At 69.2% G+C, this 14,257-nt stretch carries 16 protein-coding genes; 11 read left to right on the top strand and 5 right to left on the bottom strand.

Features of this window, described 5'->3' with window-relative positions; all coding sequences use genetic code 11:
- Positions 1-75: 75 nt before the first annotated feature.
- Complete coding sequence (locus ABFX50_RS35155) at positions 76-1,164, bottom strand: sensor histidine kinase (protein ID WP_346152593.1); 1,089 nt, start codon at positions 1,162-1,164, stop codon at positions 76-78.
- Positions 1,161-1,814 (bottom strand): response regulator transcription factor, encoded by a 654-nt coding sequence (locus ABFX50_RS35150; RefSeq protein ID WP_346152591.1) that lies wholly within the window; start codon positions 1,812-1,814, stop codon positions 1,161-1,163. The genes ABFX50_RS35155 and ABFX50_RS35150 overlap by 4 nt, the downstream gene beginning before the upstream one ends.
- Positions 1,815-1,901: 87 nt before the next feature.
- Here ABFX50_RS35150 and ABFX50_RS35145 point away from each other — a divergent pair, with 87 nt between their 5' ends.
- The 3 genes from ABFX50_RS35145 to ABFX50_RS35135 are packed head-to-tail and all read left to right on the top strand — an operon-like array spanning position 1,902 to position 4,851.
- Positions 1,902-3,260: a S41 family peptidase gene (locus tag ABFX50_RS35145; protein ID WP_346152589.1), complete on the top strand. Its 1,359-nt coding sequence runs from the start codon at positions 1,902-1,904 to the stop codon at positions 3,258-3,260.
- A 49-nt stretch (positions 3,261-3,309) separates the two neighbouring features.
- Complete coding sequence (locus tag ABFX50_RS35140; RefSeq protein WP_346127277.1) at positions 3,310-4,464, top strand: phospholipase D-like domain-containing protein; 1,155 nt, start codon at positions 3,310-3,312, stop codon at positions 4,462-4,464.
- Positions 4,465-4,488: 24 nt separating this feature from the next.
- A complete protein-coding gene (locus ABFX50_RS35135; protein WP_346152587.1) occupies positions 4,489-4,851 on the top strand; it encodes a hypothetical protein in 363 nt (120 codons plus the stop codon).
- A gap of 15 nt (positions 4,852-4,866) precedes the next feature.
- Here ABFX50_RS35135 and ABFX50_RS35130 read toward each other — a convergent pair whose 3' ends face one another.
- Complete coding sequence (locus ABFX50_RS35130) at positions 4,867-5,418, bottom strand: TetR family transcriptional regulator (protein WP_346152585.1); 552 nt, start codon at positions 5,416-5,418, stop codon at positions 4,867-4,869.
- 57 nt (positions 5,419-5,475) lie between these two features.
- Here ABFX50_RS35130 and ABFX50_RS35125 point away from each other — a divergent pair, with 57 nt between their 5' ends.
- The 7 genes from ABFX50_RS35125 (at position 5,476) to ABFX50_RS35095 (ending at position 11,157) form a co-directional block, all read left to right on the top strand.
- Positions 5,476-7,248, top strand: a complete 1,773-nt coding sequence (locus ABFX50_RS35125; protein WP_346152583.1) for an MDR family MFS transporter — start codon at positions 5,476-5,478, stop codon at positions 7,246-7,248.
- A complete protein-coding gene (locus ABFX50_RS35120) occupies positions 7,245-7,607 on the top strand; it encodes a hypothetical protein (protein ID WP_346152581.1) in 363 nt (120 codons plus the stop codon). Before ABFX50_RS35125 ends, ABFX50_RS35120 begins: the two co-directional genes overlap by 4 nt.
- The gene (locus tag ABFX50_RS35115; RefSeq protein WP_346152579.1) at positions 7,604-7,849 is read left to right on the top strand and encodes a hypothetical protein; all 246 of its coding nucleotides are present in this window, start codon (positions 7,604-7,606) and stop codon (positions 7,847-7,849) included. Before ABFX50_RS35120 ends, ABFX50_RS35115 begins: the two co-directional genes overlap by 4 nt.
- Positions 7,850-7,858: 9 nt before the next feature.
- Entirely contained in the window at positions 7,859-8,308 is a 450-nt protein-coding gene (locus ABFX50_RS35110; protein ID WP_346152577.1) for a universal stress protein, read from the top strand.
- A 185-nt stretch (positions 8,309-8,493) separates the two neighbouring features.
- Entirely contained in the window at positions 8,494-9,225 is a 732-nt protein-coding gene (locus ABFX50_RS35105) for a M15 family metallopeptidase (RefSeq protein WP_312895725.1), read from the top strand.
- Between the two features lie 217 nt (positions 9,226-9,442).
- A complete protein-coding gene (locus tag ABFX50_RS35100) occupies positions 9,443-10,000 on the top strand; it encodes a hypothetical protein (protein ID WP_346152575.1) in 558 nt (185 codons plus the stop codon).
- A 434-nt stretch (positions 10,001-10,434) separates the two neighbouring features.
- Positions 10,435-11,157: a DUF4386 domain-containing protein gene (locus ABFX50_RS35095; protein WP_346152573.1), complete on the top strand. Its 723-nt coding sequence runs from the start codon at positions 10,435-10,437 to the stop codon at positions 11,155-11,157.
- Between the two features lie 7 nt (positions 11,158-11,164).
- Here ABFX50_RS35095 and ABFX50_RS35090 read toward each other — a convergent pair whose 3' ends face one another.
- A complete protein-coding gene (locus tag ABFX50_RS35090) occupies positions 11,165-12,109 on the bottom strand; it encodes a hypothetical protein (protein WP_346152571.1) in 945 nt (314 codons plus the stop codon).
- A gap of 63 nt (positions 12,110-12,172) precedes the next feature.
- Here ABFX50_RS35090 and ABFX50_RS35085 point away from each other — a divergent pair, with 63 nt between their 5' ends.
- The gene (locus ABFX50_RS35085; protein ID WP_346152569.1) at positions 12,173-13,546 is read left to right on the top strand and encodes an aminotransferase-like domain-containing protein; all 1,374 of its coding nucleotides are present in this window, start codon (positions 12,173-12,175) and stop codon (positions 13,544-13,546) included.
- A gap of 19 nt (positions 13,547-13,565) precedes the next feature.
- Here the strand turns inward: ABFX50_RS35085 and ABFX50_RS35080 are convergent, their stop codons facing one another.
- Positions 13,566-13,961, bottom strand: coding sequence for a hypothetical protein (locus ABFX50_RS35080; protein ID WP_183652826.1), 396 nt, complete (start codon positions 13,959-13,961; stop codon positions 13,566-13,568).
- Positions 13,962-14,257: the final 296 nt, after the last annotated feature.

Below are 14,257 nucleotides of genomic sequence, written 5' to 3'. Positions count from 1 at the left end.
GTTTCATGTGGCAGATGAAGGAACCGGCGCTTTCGCGCCTGAAGCGATTCCCACGGTACAGATCAGCGTGACGTGTCACACCTGAATATCGGCGTATGAGGGTCGATGCGCCGCGAAATCGACGACGACCTCCAGTCCGCCTCCCGGGTGGGGGTTCGCCCGCACCTCGGCCTCGTGTGCCTTCGCGATCGACGCGACGATCGACAATCCCAGCCCGGCGCCCTGCTCACGCGTCGTATGGAGGCGTCTGAAGGGCTCGAAGAGGTCGCCGAACCGCTCCCTCGGCACCTCCGGGCCGGTGTTCGCGACCGTCAGAACGCCGTGGGAGAGCGTCATCTCGACGGTTCCGCCTGGATGGTTGTAGCGGACCGCGTTGTCGACAAGGTTGGTGACGAGCCGGTTCAGCAGGACGGGGTCCCCCTGGACGGCGAACGGTTCGATCCGCGTGGTCAGGGTGACGTCGTCCGAGCCTGCCTCGGCCAGGACGAGCCGTACGACCTGGTCCAGGGCGACCGGAACCCTGTCCTCCAGGCCGTGTTCGGCCTGGGCCAGGACCAGCAGGGCGTCGATGAGGCTCTCCGTGCGGCGGTTGTGGAGCAGGAGCTTGTCGCGGATCTCGCCGACGTCCTCGGGCAGGCCGATCTCGATCGCCGCTCGTTGGACGGCCAGCGGGGTCCGCAGCTCGTGGGACGCGTTCGCGATGAACCGCCGCTGCCCTTCGACGGAGCGTTCGAGGCGGTCGAGCATCGCGTCGAAGGTGTCGGCCAGCTCCTTCAGCTCGTCCTTCGGCCCGACGAGCGCGATGCGTTCGTGCAGGGTCGACAGGGACAGTCGCTGCGCGGTGGCGGTGATCCGATGGACGGGCCGCAGGATCCGGCCGGCGACCAGCCAGCCGACGACCACCGACACCAGCGCGAGGATCCCGACCGTCAGCGCGGTCACCCCCCACTGGTAGCTGATCACCTCGTCGACCAGCTCAGGCAGCCGAGGCGGCCGATCGTTCGCCACCCCTGGCAGCGGCGCCACCGGTGCCACGGGGAGCCCCGCGATGCGCCTGTCCAGCGCCTGGCTCAGCAGCAGGTTGACCGTGACCAGCAGGATGACGGAGGTCAGCAGGAACAATCCGGAGTAGATCAGCGTGAGCCGTACCCGGACCGTCGTCACAGCAGGTATCCCGCGCCGGGAACCGTCCGGATGCACGGCGGGTCGCCCAGCTTCGCCCGTAAGCGGCTGACCACGACCCGTACCACCGTGGTGAAGGGGTCGGCGTTCTCGTCCCATGCCTCTTCGAGCAGCCGTTCCGCGCTCACGACCGCGCCGTCCGCCCTCATCAGCACCTCGAGGACGGCAAACTCCTTGAGTGACAGGTGCAGATGCCGCCCGTCCCGCGACGCCTGCAGCCGGTGCGTGTCGAGCACGATGCCGTCCCGCCTCAGCACCGGAGGTGTCCGCGACCGGCTGCGCCGCCCCAGCGCCTGCACGCGGGCGACCAGCTCGGCGTAGTCGAACGGTTTGGGCAGGTAGTCGTCGGCCCCCATCCCGAGGCCGGCGACCCGCTCAGGCACCGACGCCGCCGCCGTCATCATGAGGATCCGCGTACGGCTCCCGCGCGCCACCAGCTCACGGCACACGAGGTCGCCGTGCATCTCGGGCAGGTCCCGATCTAGCACGAGCACGTCGTAGTCGTGCACCGCCAGCCGCTCCACCGCGGCGGCCCCGTCGTAGACCACGTCGACGGCCATGGCGTGGCGGCGCAGCCCCAGTGCCACGAGATCGGCCAGGTCGTGTTCGTCCTCCGCCACCAGAACCCGCATGCCGACGTTCGTACCCGAATCGCGGTAACAGCGGCGTTAACGGATCCGTTCACGACGGCGCAATCGCCTTACGGCCACGCTGCGGTCATGATCAGAGCTCTCTGCGCCGCCGTCCTGCTGACGGCCTGCTCCCTGTCCGCGGCCGCGCCCACGCCCGCGCCGACCCCCACGTCCGCGACGAAGGCGGCGACCCTCCCGGGCGGGAACTGCACCGCCATGACGGCGCCACCGCCGCAGTCGGCGCCGCCGACCTCGGTGAACACGCTCCGGCAGGCGTACTTCTGCGTGCTGGACAACTACTACAGCGGCCCCGCCATGGAGCCCAAGGCGCTGCTGAAGAGCGCCCTCGCCGCCTACACCCAGGACCTGATGCGACGCGGCGCCGACCGGGCCGACCTCCAGCTGCCCGCCATGACAGGCAACCGCGACACCGACTGGACCGCCTTCGCGAAGGTCTTCGGCACCGGCGACCCCGCCGCGCTACGAGCCGCGATCACCGGCATGGTCGCGGGGCTGCACGACAACCATGCCCGCTGGGTCAGGCCGGCCCCGCCGCCGCAGGGCGGGCCGACAGGAACAGGCATCGTGGGCGTGTCGGCCCAGCAGGGACCGCAGCTCGACCCCGCGGCCCGGCCGCCGATGTTCATCACCCGCGTCCTGTCCGACAGCCCCGCCGCCAAGGCCGACATCAGAGCCGGTGACATCATCGTCAAGGTCAACGGCGTGCCGGCGTTCATCGGGGACACAGTGAATCAGGGCATCCTCGACGCCTTCGCCTCCGGCACGGTACGGCTCACGCTCAAGCGCCCCACGACGGGACGGACCCGCACCGTCGAGCTCAAGGAGGGCCCCGTCACGCGGCCGCCTCAGGTGGCGACCTCGAAGAGGCTCGGCGACGGCGTCACCTACGTCCAGCTGCCCGGATTCTTCGAAGGCGCCGCCGACCAGGTCATCGCCAAGCTGCAGGGTAAGCCGAAGGCGGTGGTCCTCGACCTGCGCGGCAACGGCGGCGGATCGCCTCGCGAGGTGACGCGGCTGCTCGGCGCGTTCGCGCACGGCAAGGTCACCAGCTACTTCTGCCCGCTCGAGGGCGACTGCGCGCCCAACAGGACCGACGACAGCGTCCCGCTGCTCGGCCTGCGCCTGGTCGTCCTCACCGACCGCGGGTGCGCCTCTGCCTGCGAGGACTTCAGCGCGGCCGTCAAGGGCCACGGCCTGGGCACTCTCGTCGGGACCCGCACCGCCGGAGCCGTCTCAGGTCCGTCGGACGGGTACCTTCTCGACGACGGCAGCGTTCTGCTGCTGCCCAAGGTCCGGCACCTCGGGCCCGCCCGCGAGATCATCGACACGATCGGCGTCCCGGTCGACCACTACGCCCCCATGAGCGCCCTCGACCTGGCCACCGGGCGCGATCCCGGCGTGGCCAAGGCGCTCTCTCTGCTGTAGCCCTGCCGTGATCCTTGAAGGCGACGGCGCGTGATGACACGCTGACGCCATGGCAGCATTCGGTGGCGGCAAGATCGAGGCCTTCGTCGGACCGACCGAGCTCGGTGCGGCTGACGACCTCGAGCAGGTGATCATCGATTTCATCGGCGGGGCGAAGCACTCGCTGGACATCGCGGTGCAGGAGCTCGACTCCGAACCCATCGCCCAGGCCATCCTGGACGCGCGCTTCCGGGGCGTGAGCGTCCGCATGGTGCTGGAGCAGGACTACCTGCAGTCGGCCAAGCTGCCGGCGGTCACCGTAAGGGCGGGTGAGGACGAGGCCGCCGCCCGCCGGCGCGTCCAGTGGGGCGAGGAGCCCGGCGCGCGGAGCCTGGAGCCGAATCGCAGGATCGTGGGCGCGCTGCTGCGCTGCAACGTCGATGTGAAGGCCGACTACAACCCGGCGATCTTCCACCAGAAGTTCATCATCCGCGACTACCGCGAGCGCACTCTGCCGAGGTCGGCGATCCTGACGGGGTCGGCGAACTTCACCCAGACCGACTGCCACCGCAACCTCAACCATGTCGTCGTCTTCCACGACGCCCGCATCTGCCGCGAGTACACCACCGAGTTCAACCAGATGCGCGCCGGACACTTCGGCCGCGGCGCCCACGGCAAGGTCCCCGCGGCCTACAACCTCAACGGCATCCCGGTCAAGGTGCTGTTCGCGCCCGACCACGCGCCCGAGCTGGAGATCATGAAGCAGATGCTCAAGGCCACCCAGCGGGTGGATTTCGCGATCTTCACCTTCTCCGGCTCCTCCGGCATCGACGACGCCATGATCGCCCTGGCGGCGGCCAGGCGTACCGTCACCGGCGCCATGGACCCCGGCCAGGGCGCACAGACCTGGGCCGCCACCCACGACCTGGACCGCGCCCACATCGAGCTGTACTTCCCCAAACGCAGCCCCGCCTTCGGCAAGCTGCACCACAAGCTCATGACCATCGACGACGCCGTCGTCATCGCCGGCTCCTTCAACTACACCGCTCCGGCCAACAACTACAACGACGAGAACATCTTCGTCATCGGCAGCCCCTACCCCGATCTGCCCAAACGCGAAGGCGGACCGGTCGACCCCGCCGCCTGCGCCGAGCTGACCCGCTTCTTCCGTGACGAGATCCACCGCATCGAGGCCGCCGGCGAACGCTTCATCGGCGAGGGCTGACGTCGTTCGCCCGACAATGAACGCATGACCCCCGCCCCCGAAGGACCGATCAGCCTCGTAGGCGAGGAGTTGAACACGGTCGCCTTCGTGATGGACTACGTCGAGTTCCACTTCAACGGGCCGAGGCTCCGAGCCCTGACCGACCCGCGTGTGCAGATAGGCCTCCGGACCTGGGTGTTTCCAGGTCCCGGATCAAGAGACGCCTTCTGCGCCCTCATCGGGCGAACGGTCCAGGCCGTCAGCCTTCACCTCGACGAGCACCTCGTCCTCCGCTTTCCCGAGGCCATCCTCACCGTCCCGCTGGACGAGGGCAGTCGTCACGGCCCCGAGGCCGCGCACTTCCACGCGCCCCGCGATGACGGGGCGGACAGCATGTGGATCTGGTAGCCGGCGTGTGAACCGTCACCCGCGCCTGCGAAGGCACGCCTCGAAGAGCCCGGTCAGCCGGTCCACGTCCTCGGGGGTGGGGTCGGAGGGCCCGAGCAGTCTGCGGACGGAGCCGACGCCGAGGAAGACCGCTGTGGCCATGCGGGCGCGCGCCATCGCGTCGTCGCCTTCCAGCCGCGCCGCCAGCGGGTTGACCACGGCCGTCCTGAGGCGCTCGCTCAGCAGGGCCTGGATCTCGGGGTCGCCCGCCGATCGTTCCAGCGTGCGCAGGATCGGGCTGTCGGGCTCGGCGCGCATCCGCTGCGCCGTGTACTCCCCGAGCCTGCGGGCAAGGCCTTCGAGGTCGCCCTCGAGCACCTGACGGACCGTCGGCTCGCCCGCCAGCACCTCGCCGAACAGCCCAGCCTTGGAGCCGAAATAGCGCCCGACCAGCGCGATGTTCGCCTCGGCCGCCGCGGCGATCATGCGGACGGTCACCCGTTCGTAGCCGTGCTCGGCGAACAGCGCCCGCGCCGCCGCGAGCAGGCGCTCCCTGGTCGCCTCGCGATCGCGCAGCCGCACCTCCATGGCTGAAGCCTAGTTTCACTTGCCGAGCGGCTAGTAAACGCGCGTATACTTCACGGCATGGTACAAAGCAGGCAGTACTCCCACAGAGAGATCCTCGAGATCATGTCGGGGCTGATGCTGGCGATGCTCACCTCGATGATCTCGACCTCCGTGGTGGGTACGGCGCTGCCGACGATCGTGGGCGAGCTCGGCGGCCAGGAGCAGTACTCCTGGGTCGCCTCGGCCACGATGCTCACGATGACCGTGTCGACACCGCTGTGGGGCAAGCTCTCCGACCTGTACGGCAGGAAGCTGCTCTTCCAGGTCTCGCTCGGCCTCTTCGTCGCCGCCTCGCTCGCGGCCGGGCTCTCCCAGGACATGGGCCAGCTCATCGCCGCGCGTGCCGTACAGGGGCTGGGGGTGGGCGGACTGTCGGCGCTGTCGCAGGTGATCCTCGGCGACATCGTGCCCCCGCGCGAGCGGGGGCGCTACTCGGGCTACATGGGCGCGGTCTTCGGCATCTCCACCGTGGCGGGGCCGCTGCTCGGCGGGTTCATCGTCGACGCCGACCGGCTCGGCTGGCGCTGGTGCTTCTACGTGTGCATCCCGTTCGCCGTGGTGGCGTTCGCGGTGATCCAGCGGGTGCTCAAGCTGCCGAAGGTCAAGCGCAACACCTCGATCGACATCTGGGGCGCGACGACCATCACGGCCGGCGCCAGCGCGCTGATGCTGCTGCTGACCCTGGGCGGCCACGAGTTCGCATGGAACTCCTTCTGGAGCTACTTCCTCGGCGCCGTCGCGGTGGTGTCGCTGCTGCTGTCCGTCTTCGCCGAGCGGAGCGCGCGCGACCCGATCCTGCCGCCGAGGCTCTTCCGCAACAGGACGTTCGTGCTGACCAGCCTGGCCTCGCTGTTCGTGGGCGTGGCGATGTTCGGCGCGATGATCTACCTGCCGCAGTACCTGCAGATCGTGAAGGGCATGAGCCCCACCGCGTCGGGTCTGATGACGCTGCCGATGGTGTTCGCGCTGTTCCTGTCCGGCGTGATCTCGGGAAAGATCGTCACCAACACCGGCAAGTGGAAGATCTTCCCCATGCTCGGCCTGCTGCTGGTGGCCGTCGGCCTGTTCCTGCTGTCGCGCCTGCACGTCGACTCGGAGAAGTGGCTGATCGGCCTGGACGTGGCGGTGCTCGGCGTCGGCCTCGGCCTGTCGATGCAGATGCTCATCCTGGCCGCGCAGAACGGCTCCGAACTGCGCGACATGGCCTCCACCACCTCAGGCGTGTCGTTCTTCAGGTCACTGGGCGGCGCGGTGGGCGTGGCGGCGTTCGGCGCGATCCTGTCCAACCGGCTCAAGGACGAGATGGCCGAGCTCATGAGGGCCGCGCACATCAGCCCCGCGGGCGGCGGAGGCTCGGTCACGCTGGGCAGCCCCACGGCCATCCAACAGCTGCCCGAGCCGATCAGGGGCATCGTGCTGGAGTCCTTCACGCGGGGGCTGGAGACCGTCTTCATGGTCGGCGTGCCGATCGCGCTGCTCGGTTTCGTCGCCGTGCTGTTCCTGAAGGAGCTGCCCCTGCGCGGGAACGTCGAGCCGCCCAAGCAGCCGAGCAAGGACGACCTGGTCCTCGCGGGACTGCTGCTCGAGCTCATCGCCCAGCGCGTCGAACGGGCGAACGGCGAGCCCTCGGCGCTGGTGTCGGCCGTGGCGCGGATGGCGCCCCCCGACGACCTGCCCGAACGCGACAGGGCGAGGGCCGTGGCCACCAGCGTGCTGCGCCCCACCTCGCGCGCCCTGCTGGCGCAGGCCACGCCGGCCGTCAACAGAGTCACCGAAGGAGTCACCCCATGATTCGCACGTTCGTGGGCGCCGTCGCCGCGGTCCTGGCGTCGCTCGCCGGGCTGTGGCTGATGATCGCGCCCTTCGCCCTGGGCACCCAGCCCGAGTCCGCGGACTGGTCCAACCCCACGATCACGGAGTTCTCCACCGGTCTCGGCGTGGCCGTGATCGGTCTGGCAGGCGCGGCGGCCTTCGCCGCCGCCATCTACGAGAACCTCGTCACCAGGGGCCTGGTCACCGTACGGCAGCGCGCGCCCGAGCCCGCCCCCGCACCCACGGGCGCCTCCTCCGCCGAGCTGGCCACCATGCTCGCCCCACTGGTCGAGGCGTTGCGCGAGGACCTCACCACGACGAACGGACACAGGCGATGAAGACCAAGCTGGGCGTATCCGCCCTCATCCTGCTGTTCGTCGGCGGCCTCTGGCTGGTCGCCGCCCCCTTCGTGGTCGGCTACCAGCCGCGCGGCGAGGAGTGGACCGACGCCACGATCAACGACCTGTGGATCGGCGGCCTGCTCGCCGGAGGCGCCTTCGTCACGCTGGTCGTCTACGCGGCCGACGCGCTGCGCGAGCTGGCCCACCGGGGCCGCCACGCGGTGGACTCCTCCCACTGAGAGCATGCCGTGGAACCGTTGGCCAACCGGCTCCCCGAGGGCCGGTTCGAGACAGGCAAGGACGGCGCGGGCATCCTGGTCGTCGGCTACGACGGGACGGAGCCCAGCCGCAACGCCCTGGCGTACGCGGTGGGCCTGGCCCGTCGTGACAGGGCCGGCCTGCTGGTCGCCTTCGTCGAGTGCCTCAACAGCGCCTCGTTCTGGTTCTTCGCCGGCTCGCCGATCATCCCCGACCCCGCCGAGGACCTGGCCGACGACCTGCGCGAGGAGATGCGCCACCACGGCGTGCCGTGGCGCTTCGTCAGCGTGCGAGGAGACGCGGCCAGGGAGCTGGAGTCGCTCGCCGCCGCCCACATGGCCGACGCCATCGTCGTCGGCCGCTCCCGCTCCCCTTGGCACGCCTCCGTGGCACGAGCGCTCGTACGGCGCGCACGCCGTACGGTTCTGGTGGTCCCATGAGCGCCGCCTTTGAGCGTCGCCTTTGAGCGTCGCCTTTGAGCGTCGCCTTTGTGCTTCGTCTGACGAGCGTCGTCCCATGGGCGTCGCTTCACGAGCGCCGTCCCATGGGCGTCGCTTCACGAGCGCCGTCCCATGGGCGTCGCCTCACGAGCGCCGTCCCATGGGAACGGAGTAGGCTTGACCAGGTGAAACGCGCCATCGTAGCCGTGTTGTCGCTGGTCGTCGCCTGCGGCACCAGTCCTGCTCCGACCGCGTCGTCCGACCTCGAGCCGAGCGGCACGGCCACCCCGACGTCCAGCCAGACGCCGACGCCCGCCCCGACGCCGCCGACGCCGACCCCCACGGGCCCGCCCGCCTTCGAGTCGAAGGTGAGCACGCTCAAGCGCGACCAGCTGCCCTATTCGTGGCGGCCTGGCTGCCCCGTCCACTACAGAGATCTGCGCCTGATCACGATGACCTACTGGGGCTTCGACGACAAGGCGCACACCGGCGAGCTCGTGGTCCGCGAGAACGTCACCGACGACATCGTCAGCGTCTTCCAGCGGCTGTACCGCTGGCGTTATCCGATCAAGAGCATGAAGCTCGTGGACGTCTTCAAGGGCAGCGACTTCGACTCGATCGACGCCGACAACACCTCGGCCTTCAACTGCCGCCAGGCGACGGGCTCGGGCAGCTGGTCCAAGCACGCCTACGGCGAGGCCGTCGACCTCAACCCGCGCGAGAACCCGTACGTCACCGCCTCGGGCGACACCGCCCACACCAACGCCCGCAGGTTCACCGAACGCCCTCTCGACAGGCCGGGCGTCATCAATCCGGGGGACCGCGTGGTGAAGGCCTTCGCCGCCGTCGGCTGGGAATGGGGCGGCTCCTGGTCAGGCACCAAGGACTACCAGCACTTCAGCAAGGGCGGCGGCTGACACCCCCTCCGGAGCTGACGATCACGGACCCCACGGTGGCCACGTGACCGCCGTGCTCATTCGCGAGCCGCGCTCAGAGTTCCTGTCCGAACCGTGGGAACAGCTAGCCCCCCCTGCCGCCTGCGACTCGTCTGGGGGAATGCAGGCGAGATCACAGGAACTGTAAGCCCGTCTAACCGCCTGTCGGTGTGGCCCGACTGATCGCTAAGGTGACGTCGTGATCACCAAGCCGCCCGGGTGGCCGTTAATCACGGCGTTCTCTCTCGCGGCGCTCGTGTGCCTGTGGTGGGCCAGTGGGCCGTACTTGTACGTCGAACTGTTCCTCTGGGCGTTCATCGCGGGTGGCTTGCTCTACCTGCTGTGGATCATGCGGGCCATCCCAGCGCTGATAGCTGACGTCAACGCGGTATCCGCGCACTTGCTCCGCTGGTTGATGCCGTGGATCATCGCCGGCTCCACCGTCGCGGCGATCACCGCCGACGTCCCGTTCCTCGTACGGTTCACGCTGTCGCACTCCGCCCTGACCGACTACGCCCAGACCGTGGCTCGAAGCGGCACCCACTCCCACGAATGCCGACTGGTCGGCCTCTACCCTGTCTGCTGGTCAGAGGCAACGCCTGGTGGCGGAGCCCGATTCAGCGTCGATGACTGGCTGGTACGCACATCGGCAGGCTTCGTATGGAGCCCGGCCGGCCAGATGCCCGAGGACGACGTGGAGCGACTCGATCCGATCTTCGGCCCCTGGCACGCATGGTCGAGCTGGGACGAGTGGTGATCAACCGGCCTCGTCTCCGACCCAGCCGCGCCTTGTCCACCAGGCACGCATGCGCGGCTCCGCTGCCACTTCTCCACCAGCTCCCGTCGCTACTCCCCTAACCGCCGCTCGAGGCCTGACGCTGGGGGCTCCATCGCGCTGAAGGCGGCGTCGGGATCCCGTGAAGGGTCGCGTCCTTGCGACGGGGCGATACAGCGACGTGGCTTCGACGCGGAGCCGCTCTGTGCCGCGCACGCTGACCGCTGTGACGCCACCTTCCTGGACGACGACACCCCCGCCGCCTCGATCACGCGCCGCCCGCTGAGCGGTGGGCGGGGCATCGACGCTCCGGGCACAAACCTCGTTCTTGTCGCAGAACCGTTGCAGCCTTACGTATGTAAGGGTACCGTCCTTACAAGTGTAAGAGAGATGTCGGCATCTGCGGGAAAGGCGTGATGAACACCAACAGGCGAGCAACCGCGATCGCGGGCGCACTGGTCATCGTGGGCATGATCGCCGGCGTGCTGAGTGTTGTTCCCGTTATCGAGGAGCCCCGCTATCTCGAGCTCATCTCTTCGCATGAGAGCCAGGTCATCGTCGGCGCAGTTTCGCAGTTCATCATGATCCCCGCCTATGTCGGGTTCGCGCTGTACCTGTATCCGCTACTGCGGATGGAGAACGAAGCGCTCAGCCTGGGTTTTCTTGGGTTCAGGCTGATCGCGGCGACGTTCCATCTCATAGGCGTGATTTCCCTGCCCTTGTTTCTGGTGCTGGGTCAGGAATTCACCCAGGCCGACGCCTTGGGCGCGTCTCATCTGGAGACCTTGGGTGAGCTGCTGCGGACGGCACGCGACCTGGTCAATCATGTCGCATCGATCATCTCGCTGAGCCTCGGCGATCTGCTGTTCTTCCGCATTCTGTATCGGTCGAGATTCGTGCCTCGCTGGTTGTCCGCGTGGGGATTCATCGGGGCCGGATCAGCCATGCTGGCGAGCTTCCTGGTGCTGTTTCGTCTGGCTGATGTCGTCGCGCTTCCCTACCTGGCCCTCAACGCACCACTGGCCCTCCAGAGCTTGGTGCTGGCCACACGGCTGATCACAAAAGGCTTCGACACAAAGCCATCACCTAACGTGACCGCCACTCGAAGCCGCAAAGCCGCCACCGAAGGCGGCGGCTGAGCGCTGTTCACTCGCTGCCTGAGGGGAGTGTCCTGAGCGCGAAGACCGCGCCCGCGGCGACGAGGGCAGCCAGTGCGCCGCCTGCCAGCAGGGTGGGCCCGTCCGGGTGGAGCAGCGGCTGGCCGCGCAGGGCCTGCCACAACGTGAGCCCCGTGAGGCCGGCGTACCCGGCCGAGGCGACCAGCACCAGGCGGGCGCGCGCGGACTCGGCGCGCAGCACCGGGATCCACGCCGCCAGCAGCGCCAGCGCCAGCGCGAGCAGCGGCAGCGCCTGCAGGGCGTGGATGCCGACGAAGTGCGGGATGCGCAGGTCGCCGCCTGTGGTGCTCCATCCGGTGACGGGCATGATCGGCCCGCCGTCGGCGACGCCCACGCTGTGCCTGCCGGCGATCCCCGCGAAGGTGCCGTCGCTCATGGACGTCCGCTGCTCCGACGTCGGCTTGGCCATGAGGAACGCGATGGCCATGCCTGCCAGCGAGATGACCGTCCCCGCGCGAAGCGCCCAGGTGACCGCGGCGTCGCCGATCCGGCGGCGCATCACGAAGAAGGCCAGGACCAGGTTCCCGATCCACAGCAGCGTGATCGACACGGCCATGGCGCCCCACAGGACGGCGTCGAGCGGGGTGGCGACGTTGAAGTGGCTCTGGCGTCCGCGCAGCACCTGACCGACGATGATGACGTACTCGATCGCGAGGAGGATCGCGATGGCGGTGGCGGTCCAGCGGGCGAGCCGGGTGCGCGGCAGGTAGGTCGTCAGCCAGGCCAGGGTCACCGCGTAGATCACGATGGACACGGCGAACTTGAGAGGCTTCAGCCAGATGGGCGCGCCGACCAGGACGCGGTCGTCGAACACGAGTCCGGCGAGGGAGAGCACGACGAAGGGCGCGGTCACCGCGGCGACGAGCATGAGCGGGCGATGCCACCGCATCGCCCCGCGCAGGATGGCGTTCACGCTCCGATCATCGAAGTCGCCGCCGCGCGCGGCGAGAGCCAATCCGCCAGAATTGGTTTGCCTATGGAGCCAATCGATCTGACCGAACGTCTGGGCCAGTGGGCTGCGGGACGTGGCCCGCTGTACCTGCTGCTCGCCTCCGCCCTGCGTCGGCTCATCGACGACGGCGAGCTGCCGGGAGGCACGCTGCTGCCGCCCGACCGCGCTCTCGCGGCGACGCTGGCCGTCGGGCGCACCACCGTCGTCAACGCCTACGAGCAGCTGCAGGCCGAGGGCAAGATCGTCAGGCGCCAGGGCAGCGGCACTCGCGTGGCCGGACCCACCTCACGACAGGACACGTCCGGCGCGACGCTGCTGAGCCTGGGCTACTCCGCCGACGAGGTCATCCAGCTCGTCCTCTCCGCTCCGCCCACCCCGCCGACCGAAGTGATCGACGCGTACGAGCAGGTCGTGCGCCACCTTCCCCAGATCACCGACGATGTCGGGTACCACCCCGCGGGGCACGCCACGTTGCGGCGCGCCATCGCCGACCGATACGGCCGGCGCGGTGTGCCCACCGATCCCGGGCAGATCATCGTGACCAACGGCGCCCAGCAGGCGTTGTCACTGCTCGCGCGCGCACTGCTCAAACCCGGCGACCGGGTCGTCGTCGAAGCGTCCACACACCCGGGGGCGTTGGAGGCCTTCCGCGAGGCGGCCGCCCGGCTGCATACGCTGCCGGTCGGACTGCCCGGCCTCGACGCCGCGGCGCGCGACGTCCGCCCGATCGCCGCGTACGCGATTCCGACCGTCCACAACCCGACCGGTACCGTCATGCCGACCCCGGCCCGCAGGCGACTCGTCGACACCGCGGTGGCCGCGGGCATCACGTTGATCGAGGACGAGGCCTTCGCCGACCTCCTGTTCGCGGGTCAGGACCGGCCACCGCCCCTGTGCTCGTACGCGGACTCGGTGATCACGATCGGCTCGCTGAGCAAGACCGTGTGGGCGGGGCTTCGCACGGGCTGGCTACGCGCACCGGCACCACTGATCGCCCAGCTCGTCAGACTCCGGAACCTTCACGACCACGGCAGCAACGTACCGGCGCAGATCGCCGCCTCGTACCTGCTGCCGCGGCTCGACGCGTTGGTGGAACGCCGCGTCGCCGACCTGGAACGCGGACACGACCACCTGCGTGCGCAGGTGGCGCGGCTGATCCCCGACTGGGAGGTGCCGCCGGTCGCGGGCGGCCACACCCTGTGGGCGCGGTTGCCGAAAGGGAACGCCGTCACCTTCGCTCAGGTCGCGCTGCGCCACGGCGTCGCGATATACCCAGGACCGATCTCGGCGGCGCGCGGTGGTGCCGACGATCGCATCCGCATGCACTTCCTCCTCCATCCAGATCAGCTCACCGAAGCCGCGCGACGTCTCGCCGCCGCGTGGCGCTCCTACCGATGACGCCTTACGGTGAGCCCGCTCAGGCCGACTCGGGGAGCGCTGGAGCCGGGCCGAAGGAGTCGGAGAAGGCGCGGAAGGTCGGGCACGGCCAGCGCCACATGCAACTGCGGCATCGCAGGATCGGATGGGCGTGATCGCTGGTGATGCCGCCCGCGTCGCGCGGCTGGTGCAGGTCCAGCAGTCGCAACCCGAGCTCGGTGAACGTGAGCAGGTCGTCGCGCGCGTCGGCGAGGAAGTCGAGGTCCTCGGTCGAGAGCCGCGTGCGGATGGGGACGAATCCGTCATGGTTGACCAGTCCGCGAAGGCGGCCGGTCTCCTCGCGCCACGAGGCGGCCTTGTCCGCGCGGATCAGCATGGCCTCCAGGTGCTCACGTAGTCGCTGGCGGATGGGGTCCTCGTACAGGTCATCGTTCATCGACTGCTCCCGCGGCGGCCCGGGGCTCGCAGGCCGGAGACGAGTCGTGAGCGAGTGGGTTGCATAGTGTCCTCTCCCTGAGATTCAGGCACCGGGCGGGGTGCGGAGGACCTCCAAGCCGGGTATCCCTGCCGGTCAGAGCGACTGACGCGACAGGCATGGAAGCCGTTACCACCTCACCCCTCTCCGGGCCTTGCCGGTTTCACACTGTCAAGCTTCGCGTACTCTGCGTTTTCATGAGGCCGAAACGGGAGACAAAAACCAGACCGCCCCCTATCGGCGTGAGAACGTGACCC

Source organism: Nonomuraea recticatena (genome assembly GCF_039533245.1).
GTDB lineage: Bacteria > Actinomycetota > Actinomycetes > Streptosporangiales > Streptosporangiaceae > Nonomuraea > Nonomuraea roseola.
The sequence above is the reverse complement of the archived record's forward strand: the minus strand, read 5'-3'. Positions and strand labels throughout refer to the sequence as shown.